At 37.6% G+C, this 13,357-nt stretch carries 14 protein-coding genes; 7 read left to right on the top strand and 7 right to left on the bottom strand.

Going from position 1 to position 13,357, the window contains the following annotated elements:
- Positions 1 to 2 precede the first annotated feature (2 nt).
- Positions 3 to 209, top strand: a complete 207-nt coding sequence (locus ABT310_RS11840) for a hypothetical protein (RefSeq protein ID WP_375324093.1) — start codon at positions 3 to 5, stop codon at positions 207 to 209.
- Positions 206 to 484 carry a hypothetical protein gene (locus ABT310_RS11835; protein WP_375324092.1) on the top strand — a complete coding sequence of 93 codons (279 nt, stop codon included), beginning with the start codon at positions 206 to 208 and terminating at the stop codon, positions 482 to 484. Before ABT310_RS11840 ends, ABT310_RS11835 begins: the two co-directional genes overlap by 4 nt.
- 320 nt (positions 485 to 804) lie before the next feature.
- On the opposite strand, the gene ABT310_RS11830 is transcribed toward ABT310_RS11835, so the two are convergent.
- The 7 genes from ABT310_RS11830 to ABT310_RS11800 form a co-directional block, all read right to left on the bottom strand.
- Positions 805 to 1,458: a hypothetical protein gene (locus tag ABT310_RS11830; protein ID WP_375324091.1), complete on the bottom strand. Its 654-nt coding sequence runs from the start codon at positions 1,456 to 1,458 to the stop codon at positions 805 to 807.
- Positions 1,459 to 1,508: 50 nt separating this feature from the next.
- Complete coding sequence (locus ABT310_RS11825) at positions 1,509 to 1,763, bottom strand: hypothetical protein (protein WP_375324090.1); 255 nt, start codon at positions 1,761 to 1,763, stop codon at positions 1,509 to 1,511.
- 78 nt (positions 1,764 to 1,841) lie between these two features.
- Positions 1,842 to 2,660, bottom strand: a complete 819-nt coding sequence (locus ABT310_RS11820) for a hypothetical protein (RefSeq protein ID WP_375324089.1) — start codon at positions 2,658 to 2,660, stop codon at positions 1,842 to 1,844.
- A gap of 84 nt (positions 2,661 to 2,744) precedes the next feature.
- On the bottom strand, positions 2,745 to 3,458 hold the full coding sequence (locus ABT310_RS11815; RefSeq protein WP_375324088.1) for a hypothetical protein: 714 nt from the start codon (positions 3,456 to 3,458) through the stop codon (positions 2,745 to 2,747).
- 169 nt (positions 3,459 to 3,627) lie between these two features.
- A complete protein-coding gene (locus ABT310_RS11810; protein ID WP_375324087.1) occupies positions 3,628 to 4,386 on the bottom strand; it encodes a LytR/AlgR family response regulator transcription factor in 759 nt (252 codons plus the stop codon).
- A gap of 35 nt (positions 4,387 to 4,421) precedes the next feature.
- Positions 4,422 to 6,215 (bottom strand): histidine kinase dimerization/phosphoacceptor domain -containing protein, encoded by a 1,794-nt coding sequence (locus tag ABT310_RS11805; protein WP_375324086.1) that lies wholly within the window; start codon positions 6,213 to 6,215, stop codon positions 4,422 to 4,424.
- A gap of 2 nt (positions 6,216 to 6,217) precedes the next feature.
- The gene (locus ABT310_RS11800; RefSeq protein ID WP_375324085.1) at positions 6,218 to 6,799 is read right to left on the bottom strand and encodes a hypothetical protein; all 582 of its coding nucleotides are present in this window, start codon (positions 6,797 to 6,799) and stop codon (positions 6,218 to 6,220) included.
- Positions 6,800 to 8,202: 1,403 nt separating this feature from the next.
- On the opposite strand from ABT310_RS11800, the gene ABT310_RS11795 reads away from it, so the two are divergent.
- The 5 genes from ABT310_RS11795 to ABT310_RS11775 all read left to right on the top strand — a co-directional run bounded on the left by ABT310_RS11795 (position 8,203) and on the right by ABT310_RS11775 (position 13,354).
- On the top strand, positions 8,203 to 10,353 hold the full coding sequence (locus tag ABT310_RS11795; protein ID WP_375324084.1) for a tetratricopeptide repeat protein: 2,151 nt from the start codon (positions 8,203 to 8,205) through the stop codon (positions 10,351 to 10,353).
- Positions 10,350 to 11,087 (top strand): LytR/AlgR family response regulator transcription factor, encoded by a 738-nt coding sequence (locus tag ABT310_RS11790; RefSeq protein WP_375324083.1) that lies wholly within the window; start codon positions 10,350 to 10,352, stop codon positions 11,085 to 11,087. Before ABT310_RS11795 ends, ABT310_RS11790 begins: the two co-directional genes overlap by 4 nt.
- A 231-nt stretch (positions 11,088 to 11,318) precedes the next feature.
- Positions 11,319 to 11,534: a hypothetical protein gene (locus tag ABT310_RS11785; protein ID WP_375324082.1), complete on the top strand. Its 216-nt coding sequence runs from the start codon at positions 11,319 to 11,321 to the stop codon at positions 11,532 to 11,534.
- Positions 11,535 to 11,552: 18 nt separating this feature from the next.
- On the top strand, positions 11,553 to 12,113 hold the full coding sequence (locus tag ABT310_RS11780) for a hypothetical protein (RefSeq protein ID WP_375324081.1): 561 nt from the start codon (positions 11,553 to 11,555) through the stop codon (positions 12,111 to 12,113).
- A 35-nt stretch (positions 12,114 to 12,148) separates the two neighbouring features.
- Positions 12,149 to 13,354 (top strand): hypothetical protein, encoded by a 1,206-nt coding sequence (locus ABT310_RS11775; RefSeq protein ID WP_375324080.1) that lies wholly within the window; start codon positions 12,149 to 12,151, stop codon positions 13,352 to 13,354.
- Positions 13,355 to 13,357: the final 3 nt, after the last annotated feature.

Raw genomic sequence — 13,357 nt, 5'->3', positions numbered from 1 at the left:
ACATGCTGCCCCAAAAAACATATGGTCCACCCAACTTTGTCCAAACCTCTATCGATGCCGGTAACTTGAAGAATGGTGATATTGCAGGACTTATTGCACTTCAAAATAGATATGGTTATGTAGGGATAAAAAAAGAGAACGGGAAAACATCGATTGTCGTGGTTCGACCCTTACAAGAGATCGATAAAAAAAGGGCACCATTCAAATGAACGATATCAATGTACCACCGAAAGAGATTGAAAGTATTCCATTAGAACAGGATAAGGTGTTTTTCAGAATAGATTGCAATTTTGAAACTGACAAGGCCACTTTCTTTTTTAGTTTGGATGGAAATCGTTGGGAAAAAATAGGCGATTCGCTACAAATGCTTTACTCATTGCCCAAACACTTTATGGGGTATCGTTTTGGACTTTTCAATTATGCCACAGCGGAGATAGAAGGCCATGTTGATTTTGATTATTATCGAATTGGTGAAAAGTTTTAGTTTCCAACACCAATATACTATGGTTGGTTTGAAGTAGTTTAGATCATTTATAAGATCTGGTTAATGTTCAGTTAATACTTATATAAATAGTTGATAAGGGGACATCCCATATGTAGTAAATTCTAAAAACAAAATAACCATTGAAAAATCCTTGGGTATTTTTAATTGATTGACTGCTATTTAAACGCCGAAATATTTTCTGAACTTTCAATAGGACATAAACTTCAACTATTTTTCATAGATTTCTTATTATGAAATCATCAATATTCGAATTTCAAAATCAGTTAAATATCATTCTCTTTTGCGTACAATTTGGTTCTTTAATTCAAAGCGACCTCAATCTTAATCGGAAAATGATTGCTGGTTTGGCGCGCATAAAATTTTAAGACATCGGTGTGATATCCATTTGCCTGACAGTTCCCATTGATTACCGTATAATCCAGTTTTTTATTATTTGTGGTCGTATTGGAACTTGGTGGAAGAATTTCCAAGCCCTTATATTTTAGCCCTGTAGGTTCTGTATTCCAATCACCGATAGCGCATTGAAATTCATCGTTTTTAAGTCGCCAGATGATATTTTGTCTTTCTGAAGTTTTCTGGGCTGTATTGGAGCATGAAAGATGAAATGTTGCTATGCTCAGCCCTCCAAAGAATTCCACAACAACAATATCCCTTGACTGTTCCGATGTGCCTACATTTACTACTCTAACATCTTCGAGGTCCACCGTGGATAGGACGGCTATACTTTCGCCATGGCCAAAATAGGTTGTGCCTCTAACGTAAAGAATTTGAATAAAAATAGTTTTTCCATATTGCTTCGCGGCATGCTGCAACTTTTTTTCCAAGCCATTTCCCTTGCTTGTGATCTCCGAAAGAAACATGAGATCAAAATCTTGATTGAAAATGGTAGCGACTGAATCAAGGATTTTATCAGCATTATTATTTTCTAGATTCCAATATATAATTTTTGCCATTTTTTCTGTTTTAGAATGATTCAAAGAGTAGCACAATCAAAAAACATCGACTATTGCCAATTCAGTCCAAAATCATTGGGAGATCCTTCCTGGCGCACCACTAAATTCCTATGTCCATCTTCATAGGTAATCCCCTTAGAATTATTGGACGTTGACACCTTTACATCAGTATTTGCTTTTAATTCTTTTATACTATTATTTACTTTACGTGCACCAACGGATTGATTCATTTTACGATTGTCCGTCGATGTATAAGATACATTAATGGATACCGGCAATTGATTGTTGATATTGATTTTTGACATGGCATTAAATTTTATTCTAAGAGCCTTCATCTACCATAATAACATTCCACAAATGAAGACTCTTATCTGGTTTATTGATTAGACATTAAAATAATTCTCTGAATCCTCTACTTGAGAAACTAAGTTCCCGGTAACCAACTTATCTATTTTAGACTTTACTTCGGGATTGTTCAATGCATCCAAATCAAAAACAGCCACAAACGTATCTGCTTCAAAATCAAGCTTAAATTTCTCATATTTAAAACAACTGGCAATTGTTGTCTTTATGTCACTAAGGTTAAGAGAGGTACTTGTTATCTTGAATTTGGCAATAACTGTATTGGCATCACCTTCTCCGATTACCTCGATGGCCGAGGAAAACATGGTAACTGCATAATTAGTGGCCTTAACATCATGACTGACCTTTATTTGATCCCCCAATGAGGTTAAGAAATCTTGGGTCTTCTTTAATACAGTTGGGTCATCAATTGCCATGCCCAAGGCAATCTGAAGAAATTTTGTTGAAAACTCAACAGTTGTGGTTTCTTCGTGATTGGAAGTTTGGGAAGATTTAAAATTTGCCAGAAGGGGCAAATGTTGAGCAATTTCCAAAACTTTTGTACCTGGAATATTAAAGGATGCATCTGTTTGACCTTTCATCAATTTGTTGGTCACTAGACTTACAAACCCTTGTAGATAATAACGGGCGTCGTCAACCTTCTTTTGAATCTTTGGGTCATCAAATAAATTTTCACCCGCAAATACCATTGTAAAGAGCCCATCGGACCCAGTAAATTGTTTGCTATCGCTTTCATCGCTAATTCCCTTAGCGGGTTCAGCTGCGAAAATGGCCATGGCCTTTTCTGTTTTGGCAATGTGCTGTGAATACTTTTCTTGCAATGCTTCGGTTGTTGTCATAATATAAAAATTAAATAGTTAATATTCAGAACATTTGATAGGGTTTAGGTGTAAAAACCTAAAGGATATTCGAGCTCCTGCCCTCTATGGATTAAAGTAATTTTTAGAATTGTGTAGGGGAAGTAGATCTATGGAATTGAACAACCTATCCAAACTTATTTTCACATCTGGTTGCTGTAAACTTTGTAGATTAAGCAGCGCTTCAAATGATTGCGCTTGATAATCGAAATTTTTGCAAACCTCACGATCAAGGTTTATGCTTGACCCATCTTCCCCTTTGCTTATGGTTATTTGAGATATTATCAACTTGGCTTGCAATGCATGATCATTGAAGGTTATCCCGGCGGACAGTATGTTAAGGGTATAACTTGGTTGGTTTTCATCAATGTTTCCTATCTGTGTAGCAATAGTCCTCAAAAATGCCTTAGTTCTTTTCAATCGTTCTTCCAGAGGATCTTTGTCATCAATTGTAATAGTTAAAAACTCACGGACAAAAGCATCAGTATTATCCACTTTGGACCCACTTACCTCTTTCGAATTGAAGTTTGACAATAAGGGAAGTCTTTTGATTACCTCCAGAATGGCATTGTTGGAAAAATCAAAATCTTGATATTTAAGATTTTGGGTAAGCTTTCGAACTATTAATATCCAATACCCTTCCAAATAGTATTTGGCCGATTGTAACTCCTGTTGTAGTGCCGGATCTTTTATTTCAGAACAATCAGGAAAAACAAAACAGAACATACCTTTGGATCTTGTAAAATCATCTATCAATTTGTGCTCGTTAAAAGGATTCATAGTAGTATTTTGATGAAATAGACTTAATCTTTCACCAAATTTGGGAATACCGTGTCCAGTATAAAAAATAGATGAGTGAATGGAGGCATTTAGTTAGCGAGCAGCCCTAAAACCCATGTAATCAAGAAAAAGTAATGTTTAACTTAAGTAAGCTTATTGGCCCAAATGGCTAAAGGGTTGGGAACAGCCTGAAGACATCCTGCCTGTGGGCTTTACTCACCGGTATCTTATTTTCCCCGATGAAGAGCATATTTCCTTCAAAACCATTGACGGAATTGATATTGACCACATAACTTCTATGCGTTCGTAAAAATCGATTGACCGGCAATATTGCCTCGACCTTCTTTAGAACAACGGAATAAACAAAGCGTGCTGTCTTCGTATGAATCGTACAGTAATTACTATCTGCTTCCAAAAACAAGATTTCCCTCAAAGGAACACGCTCAAAATGATGGTCCTTTTTCAAGAACAAACAATCCTTCATTTGCATAACTTCATTTTCGGTATTTGAGAAACCCGGATGTGAAGTAATTTTTGACAAGGGAGTCTTCTTGGAAAAATTCATCAAAGCCAATTCTATGGCCACCGATACCTGACGATCATTGAAGGGTTTAAGAATATAGGCATAAGGCAATACACTTTTGGCTCTATTTACAATATGCGTATCGGCATGCGAGGTAAGAAAAATAAAGGGGATTTGATACGTTCTGTTGATCATGCGACCAAGCTCTATACCATCTAGGTCCCCTTTCAATATGATATCTAACAATATTAGGTCAATATCCCTGTTTTCGGAAATGAAATCCAATGCCCCTTTTGCCGTGCCCACAACACCAACAATATGATAGTTAAGATCGGTGAGTCTATTGGCTATGTCCTGTGCCAATATTATTTCATCCTCCACGATCAATAGTTTAACCTTATTCATGTGCATATTTATTTCCACTGGCCTAGTTATATGAGTTAAGCTACTCTCATTTTCATAGACCAATGTGTGCCCGAACCAATTCGCTTTTCAATCGATCCTTCCAACTGGTGGATTAAGGAGGTCATCAGTTTGAGCCCAAAGGAATTATTCTTTGCAACTTCTAATTCTGTAAATCCAATCCCATTATCCCTAATCTCTATTTCCAACCACTGGTCAACCCTTCGCACCACTACTGATAACTTTGGGTTTTCGATATCCACATAGGCATATTTAAGTGCATTGACAATGGTTTCGTTTATGATCAAGGCTATAGGAACAGCTATATCGACCGATACACTCGTATCGACAATTTCCATATCCGGTTGTAATGGAGCATCGTAGCCATGACAAAGTCCAAGTACCAGCTCTTCCACATATTCCTTGAGCATTATGCGCGTTTCCAAACCTTCTTGATAAAGTTTTCGGTGCACTAGGGAGAGGGCCTCCACCCTATTTCTACCCATTAAAATAGCCTCTTGTGCCGGATGATCCTTAAGCTCCCTGCCTTGAAGGTTCAAAAGACTTGAAATCATTTGTAGATTGTTCTTGACCCTATGGTTCAATTCCTTAAGCAATAAGGCTTTTTCTTGCTCTCGTTCGCTTATTATCTCTTTTTGGAAAGAAAGTTCAACATTCGCTTTATTGATCTTTTTATTTACCTTGAAAAGCAAATAGGCCAATGAAAGCAATAGAATGAGGCCAATGGCCATGATGAGTACCGTTCTTTTTTGATTCGAATTGGTGAGGTTGAGCAATTGGATTTCGGTCTCCCTCTTATCAATCTCATACCCCGCTTTTATCTGTTCTATTTTTCGGATATTTTCCCTGTTGACCAAACTGTCCTGGTAAACTTGATAAAGTCGCTGATACCAAAGCGCTTTGTCAAAGTTCTCTTGTCCTTCATACAAATCGGATAAAAGTCGGCTAAAATCACGTATTTGCTCTTTAAGCCCAGCGGATAGGGCCATCTGGTAGGCCTCCAAAAGTTTTTCTTCAGCCAAGTTTCCATGTCCTTCTTTCCTATAAATCCCCCCCAATTCTGCCAAGTATACAGAAGTAGAATAGTCATCACCAAGTGGTTTCAATATTGCAATGGCCTCTTTTAAATTGTCCCTGGCCGGTTCAAGTTTGTTTTGTGTGGCATAGACCATGCCTAAATTTCCAAGGGAATAACCTTGTACAATATCATTTTTTATGGTTCTGTTACGCTCCAGGGTTTCCTGAAAACAAGTTGCAGCACTATCCAGGTAACCGGCAAGACGATAGGCTTCTCCAAGGTTCAGTATGGTCAGTATTTGATTTCCTGAGGAATCGGATTCGGAATAGATTCTTTTAGCTTTTTTTAGATAATCGATTGCCACATTATATTCACCATCACTGATAAAATTACTAGCCAATTGGCTGTAGGAAGCTGCCGCTCTTTCCTTAAGGCCCAAAGACTCATATATCCCAAGTGACTTCAAAGATGCCTCCAAGGAAACACTATTATTACCGAGCCTTCGTTCAATATGACTTATTTCTTCCCAAGCGGCAGCCTGTAACAATGGAGAATCAATTTCTTGGGCAATCTTAAGGGCCTGTCTGGCCAATGCCAATGATGTGTCGACTACTTGATGGTGATAGGCGCGCAGACTTAACAGTCTTGACCTCTCACTTTGTGTCAGTTGTTTTTGTTGCAGAATTTCTCCAAGGCTATCGGCCTTTTTTGTGCTCTGGGCATACGAGTAAACAAATAAAAATTGAAATGAAACACCAAGAATCAATGTCCTGAGCTGGGATAGGGTTTTCATTGTTAGTCTTTCACTGGAATGCCCGTCCCGCCCCCTGAACTAATCTTGACCAAGGGATCTAATACAAAATAATACCTCCGTTCCCGATTTTCTGCATTGGTCATCACCATGGAGAACATAATGCTATAAGATACATTTTCATCCAATTTCTTGTCCCTGGTTGCAATCTTACATTCGCCTTTGTTATTTGGTGCAATATAAAGAGTGCCATCTGGCGCATTTTGCACCCATTCGTCATCATAGTCAAAAATATGCTTCCAATACCCATTAAGCTTACAGTCTTTGTCCGTGAAAGACTTGCCCACGTTTTTAACGAAACAGCAGACCAATTCGGGTGCGCTAAGGATATTTTTATGATCTGTAATATCTGGCTCTAGTGTTATGGCAATACGGGTATTGGGTTCCAATGCTGGAAACACGTAACCACCAATGGTTACAAAATTGTCAATAGCAATAGGTTCGTAGGGTGTTCCAATACCTAGGTAGCAGTCAGCCATAGCTTGTTCAAGTGCCTCTAATACAACTGGAAATGTAATAGGTTTTGGATAGGTCTTGGTCGGTTTTAGATCTATTTTAATAAACATTGGTCAGGTTTTAATTGGTCAACAAGCATAATTTTGTTGCATCCAACATACATTGAAAAGTAAGGTTGCAAATTATACTTGTCTGAATTTAAGGAAAGTAATTCATTTTCCTTAAAAAAATAAGAATTTTCTTATTTCGAACTGCTTCATATAGTTCCATACCCTTATGTAATCCAAATTGATGATTTTAATTTATTCATGCTATTTTGATTGCAAACAGTTAATAAGGAGCAGTTGGATAAACTACAATCATTTATAAAGTGAGTAAAAAATATATGAACCTCCTTGCCCCTTAATACAACCCAAATTTCAAGAACAAGCCCCAAAGAATCTATAAACCCAAATTAAAACAGCTGACACTAAGAACATATTCCCCTTATTTCCCAAGGCCCACCGGCTTATTTCCATGAGCTTCCTCAAGCACCAATATCAGGAACTCCCCTTTTCCCAAAACAAACTTGGGCAACATAAAAACCAATCGAATTATCTTCCCGCTTTTGATCTAGGTGGTCGAAGCACAGGTATATCACGGCTGTAGTACTATCTCTTGATGGGAGGCCTTCTATTTCCTATTGCCATTGACTTGTAAGGCATTCAATCCTTCCATGTCAAAATCAATCCCGGAGCGATTTCGAATACCGACGAGCAGGTACACCTATCGTATACCATTTCTTCCTGATTCTTGAGATTGACTAAACTGGTTTGCAAAACCTCCATAAAAAGCATCAAACTGAAGCTAAATTATGCCCTAGAAACGTACCCAACCATTCACCGAACTCTACACCATTTAAATGGTTCTATTTGATATCAGATAAATGCATGAAAAACAAAAAGCCTGTCAAAACAATTGACAGGCTTTTTATGTCGGGGTGGCAGTTTTAACCAATCATCTGTAACCCCTTATGTTTCCAGAGTTTTTTCTTGACCATTCTCAATAGGACACCCAATAAGACACACCTGTGTGATTTTTGGACTTCAATTAAAAAAGTAATGAATTATGAATAAACAGTATTGATATGAATTTTGGCTCTAATACCTTAACTTAAAATAAACCATGAATTCAATTTATTGTTTGGGTAATCAATCCACAGGAAAAAGTCCTTTAATTCAAAGCGACTTCATGTCCCGGCATTACGAATATTGACTACAAAGGGCCATTTATACATTTCTATGCCATTTTTTGAAATAAAACTATTTTCTTACCAAGTAGGAATTATTAAAATCCGTATTTTGTTTTTATCAACCCAACTCCCGAGAAAGAAAATGTGTATTCGACATACGTCAAGTATTATGCGATGCCGACTTGGTATTTACTGTCCGTATCGACCTAAAAAAGAAGTATGAGCAATACAATGTCATTTCTAAATCTAAATTTTTGCATCAAACTCTTTATTCCCGCCTTTTTGTCAATCACGGTTGCAGTGCAAGCGCAGAACGACAAAATAGAAAGCTTAAAAAATGAATTGGCACGTCATATCAAAAAGGACACGACAAGAGTGAACCTGTTAAATGACCTTGCTTTGGCCTATTTTAGTAGCAACTTACCAAATTCCCTTGAATATTTAGGAGAAGCAGATACAATTGCTGAATCTATCGATTTTAAAAAAGGAAAGGCCCAAAGCTTTTATATAAAAGGTTTAGTTGCAGCTCGTGAGTCAAATTTTCGAGAAGGCTTTTCGAATTACACCAAGTCTCTTAAATTATTCGAAAGAATACGTTGGAACGACGGCATTGCCTCATGTTATAAACAAATGGGCATCTATATGTTTAACAATGGCAAACAGGATGAAGCAATATCCTATTTAAAAAAATCGCTTGAATTCTTCAGCAGGAGCAAAAAAAAGATAGAAATAGCCCAGGTTCAATATGAATTAGGGTGGTCTTACATAGAAATTGACAATTATACCGAAGCAAGATATTACTTGCTGAAGGCTTTAGAAATCAATAAAACTATTAATAATCAAGAGGCTATGGCTTCTTGTATGAATGGCATTGCGGTCACCTATTCAAATCAAGGTAATTATCTTATCGCCCTCGATTATTACAACAAAACTCTTGGCATTGCCCAAAAAAACTCAATAACCAGGAGAGAGATGCTTACTTTCGGTAATATCGGAGCTCTTTACTCGGATTTAGAAAAATACGATAAAGCTATAGAGTATTATAATAAAGTCCTTGAACTTTCAAATGATTCAGATAAATATATAACATCAAGGACCTTTAGCAATATAGGGCTGGCCTATATAGGAAAGAAGGAAAATAAATTAGCCCTTGACTACCTAAAAAAAAGTCAAAAAATTTATAAAAAAATAAACGACCAGCGTGGTGAGGCCTTTGCTTTTAATAATATTGGCGATATTTATTTAGAAGAAAAGAATTATCCCAATGCGGAAAAATGTTTTGAGCAAGCAAAAAAGATTTCTTTAGAGATTGACAATCAACGTGGTTTATGCAAATCTTTTTTAGGGTTGGCTACGGTCAACACTTATGAAAAAAATTATGATAAAGCACTTTTCAACGCCTTAAAAAGTAAAAGTCTATCCTATGAACATGAATTTTTAGATTATCAAAGACAAGTAAATGAACTCCTCTCCATCATCTACAGTAAAACAGGAAACTATAAAAAAGCCCTAGAAAGCCACCAACAATTTAAAATACTCAACGATAGTATTTTCAATAAGGAAAATATTGAAAAGATAGCCCAGTTGGAATATGAGTACAAATACAAACAAGCGTTGGATTCCGCCAGTATCCGTGAATTGAAGCTTACCAAAACGGTAATGAACACTTCACAAGACCTCGCAAAGACCAAACAAAATTACCTTTGGGCCGTCATCGGTATCTTGGTTATCTCTATCCTATCAGGTTCTTTGGTATTTTATCAAAAATACAAGAACGTAAAAGTTAAAAATCAAAACATTATGACCGAACAAAGGCTGTTGCGCTCGCAAATGACCCCACATTTTTTATTTAATTCGCTTTCAGTCTTGCAGGGGATGATCTTGAACAAGGAAGAGAAAAAATCAATTACCTATTTAACAAAATTCTCCAAATTACTACGAATTGTTCTAGAAAATTCAAGGGATAAAATTGTTCCCCTCATTCAAGAATTGGATGCCATAGACAACTATATGATCCTACAGAATTTGGATACCGACCTCCCTTATGATTATAGTCTGATAGTGGATGAAAATATTGACATCAATCTATTTCTAATTCCGCCTATGTTAATTCAACCTTTTATTGAAAATGTTATAGAACATGCCTTTATCCATGACCAAGAACAACGCGAAATTGAGATTCACCTTAGTTTAAAGAATCAAAAGTTAAGCTGTACTATAACGGACAACGGTGTTGGAATAGATAGCATGCTCCAAAAAACAAATACAAAAAAGAAGTCGTTGGCCACCACCATTACCAGTGAGCGGCTAAACCTCTTGGCTAAAGATTTCAACATGCCAGGATCCGTTTTTGTTGAGGATAGAAAAAGATATAATGAGCAAGGAACCAAAGTTACTTTGATCATCCCCTATAAACTAATGGAGAATTCATGAAGGCACTCATCGTCGAAGACAAAGCCTATATAAGAAAAGGCTTGATAAATCTTTTGGAAACGGTTGAAACCAATGTAGAAATCATAGGTGAATGTGCTACGGTTAAGGAGGCCGTGGTGGTCTCGAACGCCTGTAAACCAGAATTGATATTTCTGGATATCAATCTCACCGACGGCACTGGATTCGACTTTCTCGACCAAACCGAGCATCTTAGCTTCAAAACCATATTCATTACCGCCTACGAAGCATATGCTTTGAAGGCACTTAAGGCTGGAGCCGTAGATTACCTTTTAAAACCTGTTGATGTTGAGGAATTGGACTTGGCCTTAAAAAAGATAAAGACCGTACCTATTAACGAACAAAAAAATCAAATAAATACGGCAAAAAAAGTTTGGTATCAAGATGAGGCTACTCTGGTCCTTTCGCTCAGCGACAGTTTTCAGGTCATCAACCTACAAGAATTATTGTACTGCGAATCCGACAAGGGGTATACGACATTCTACTTGGCCAATGATAAAAAATACGTGGCTTCCAAACCATTAAAAGAATACGAGGAGAAACTTGAAAAAGTCAATTTCACCAGATCCCACCAGTCTTTCATGGTAAACTTGAAATTCATAGACAAGTACGATAAGTCGGGCATCATCTATTTAAAGAATGGTCAAAAAATTCCCGTTTCTTCACGAAAAAAAGAGGCCTTTATAACCACTTTTTTGAACTACAACAGTCATTGAGCACTATCATCTCAATGCCTATTTTCACCAGAAATAGCTATCTCTCCAAAAACACATATTCCCTTCCACCGCACCAATATTAATTCCCGGTTCACGAAAATAGATTGGCTATTTCATTGGAACTGCCATTGCCCCATCTTTACCCTGACCAAACCTTTTCTTGTTTAAGTCCTCTTCGAAAAACTCACTTTTCCAATAGTGCTTGTCAAGAAATATTTAAATCAAATTTTAATGGAAAACATCAAATCCAAACTAGGTCAAGGAGGCCTTGTACTTGCCGCTATGGGCCTAATTTCTGCCCTATTGTCAATTTTTAATTACAACATCAGATTACTTGCCTGGATAGATAGCTGGGGCAGTACCATGGGATGGGTGCTCAGGGTAATATTGATTCTAGCAGGTGGCGCTTTGTTTTTTCTATTCGGAAGAACAGAAGAGGAACAATAAACTTAAAAAACCATAACCATGAAAATACAGCTGGCAATTTTAATGATGACCATAACGCTAATTTCCTGCGGAGGAGATGCGGCAAAACAGCCTGCCAACGCCGATGGCTTTGCAGACATTGAGAAGGAGCTGAAAAGTGAATTTGGCGATGATGCCCACTATACGGAATTGATCATCATTTACAATGAAACCATTGGCAATAGCATTTCGACCACGGTAACCGATGCCCCTGAATCTTTAAAAATGGGACAATGGACCTATTCATTGGGCAACTGGAACCAAACTTCTGAAGTAACCTTGGAGATTCCAGAGGGTACCAAGGCGGCCGATTTTATGTTTCAATTGGGGGAAAAAATCAGTCTTGAGAAATTAGGCGAACTCGTTGAAAAATCGAGTGGGCAACTCAAAGCGGAGAAAGACATCGACAACCCTAGACTTGAAATGGCGTTTGTCAAATATCCAAAGAACGGTGATATAAATGAAGCACAATACATTGTAAAACTACAGCCTGAAAATGGAGGGACTTCCTTTACTTTTTCATACCAAATGAACGGTTCATTGATTGAAATGGATTATTAAAATTTTTACACCACACAAGCAGTAATCTCGAAGCCATGCTAAAAAGCTCTACTTATTATCCTCCTACAAACCCAAAAAAATCATCCACAAGGCAGGATGAAAAATGGGATGAGGCGGTAGCCTTTTTTAACGACAAACAGTATGATAAGGTAGTACCAACGCTGTTGGATTATGTCGGAAATCATCTTTCCAATAAAAAAAAGGGAGACACCTATGAAATACCCCATGGGTCGGTAGTGGTATCCATTACCCAAACTACTGATGAACTATTGGTCAAATGCCCATTTTTGAATATAGAAAATGCCAAAAAGGTGCCCATGATGCGAAAATTGGCGGAACTGCGCATGCATCCGCTCAATTTGACCAACATTGTCTTGGACGATCATTTGGTGTTTTTTTCTTTTTTATGCCCGATAAGCCTGTGCGAACCGTACAAAATATATGGGGTGCTCCGTGAAATCTGCTATTATGCGGATAGCTATGACGACGAGTTTATCGAAAAGTTTGGTGCAGCCCACATACAAGAGCCAAAGACAATCCTTTTTCCAGAAAATAGTAAACAAGAGGCTTACACTAACTATCTGCATATTTTGGAGGATGGCCTGCAACGTTTTGACCAGTACATGGAAAAACGGGATGGAAACAATGCATGGTACGCTTTGAACATCACCTTAAAAAAGATAGAGTTTCATGCAGAGCCGCAAGGATATTTACGTGTCCTATTGGAAAAGGCGGTAGACGGACTTTTTGATGGTAGGCTGCCATTTCATGACCGATTGCAGAACGGAAAATCGGCCTTGGAAAAATTGAAAGAACTTCCAAAGGACCAATTCATGGCCAACCTTTATCAGATAGAAACCTTTATTCCTTACAAGTACAGCGGAAAAAAGGAAAACATAAGGGAGAACTGGCAAGAAAATTATGAAGAGGCGCAGGAAATGATTGCCAATTCTAGATTTGAAGATGCTACCAATCTCTTACAGTCCAGTTTTTACAATTTGTTCTATTACAATTTGGTCAACGAAGAAATCAGCAAACCCATCACCGATGCCCTGGCACAAGCAAGTGGTCTGGCATGGAACCAGTCTGCTCCCATCCTATTAAAAGGCATGCAGGCCATTATGGAGGATGTATTTATGGGTGCCGATTACGGTATGGACCTTTCAAAACTCATGGGCGAACAAATGCAGCAATCCATGGCGGCCATGCAAGAGATCATGGCAAACTTTAAAACAAATTAAGCA

This window comes from Flagellimonas cixiensis, assembly GCF_042134615.1.
Classification (GTDB): Bacteria; Bacteroidota; Bacteroidia; order Flavobacteriales; family Flavobacteriaceae; genus Flagellimonas; species Flagellimonas cixiensis.
This window is presented reverse-complemented; position numbering and strand designations above follow the sequence as displayed.

Excerpts from the sequence above, each read along its gene's own strand:
- ABT310_RS11820 (WP_375324089.1), bottom strand. The coding sequence starts at position 2,660 with ATGACAACAACCGAAGCATTGCAAGAAAAGTATTCACAGCACATTGCC.
- ABT310_RS11815 (WP_375324088.1), bottom strand. The coding sequence starts at position 3,458 with ATGAATCCTTTTAACGAGCACAAATTGATAGATGATTTTACAAGATCC.
- ABT310_RS11830 (WP_375324091.1), bottom strand. The coding sequence starts at position 1,458 with ATGGCAAAAATTATATATTGGAATCTAGAAAATAATAATGCTGATAAA.
- ABT310_RS11840 (WP_375324093.1), top strand. The coding sequence starts at position 3 with ATGCTGCCCCAAAAAACATATGGTCCACCCAACTTTGTCCAAACCTCT.
- ABT310_RS11810 (WP_375324087.1), bottom strand. The coding sequence starts at position 4,386 with ATGAATAAGGTTAAACTATTGATCGTGGAGGATGAAATAATATTGGCA.
- ABT310_RS11825 (WP_375324090.1), bottom strand. The coding sequence starts at position 1,763 with ATGTCAAAAATCAATATCAACAATCAATTGCCGGTATCCATTAATGTA.
- ABT310_RS11775 (WP_375324080.1), top strand. The coding sequence starts at position 12,149 with ATGCTAAAAAGCTCTACTTATTATCCTCCTACAAACCCAAAAAAATCA.
- ABT310_RS11790 (WP_375324083.1), top strand. The coding sequence starts at position 10,350 with ATGAAGGCACTCATCGTCGAAGACAAAGCCTATATAAGAAAAGGCTTG.
- ABT310_RS11805 (WP_375324086.1), bottom strand. The coding sequence starts at position 6,215 with ATGAAAACCCTATCCCAGCTCAGGACATTGATTCTTGGTGTTTCATTT.
- ABT310_RS11835 (WP_375324092.1), top strand. The coding sequence starts at position 206 with ATGAACGATATCAATGTACCACCGAAAGAGATTGAAAGTATTCCATTA.
- ABT310_RS11800 (WP_375324085.1), bottom strand. The coding sequence starts at position 6,799 with ATGTTTATTAAAATAGATCTAAAACCGACCAAGACCTATCCAAAACCT.
- ABT310_RS11780 (WP_375324081.1), top strand. The coding sequence starts at position 11,553 with ATGAAAATACAGCTGGCAATTTTAATGATGACCATAACGCTAATTTCC.
- ABT310_RS11785 (WP_375324082.1), top strand. The coding sequence starts at position 11,319 with ATGGAAAACATCAAATCCAAACTAGGTCAAGGAGGCCTTGTACTTGCC.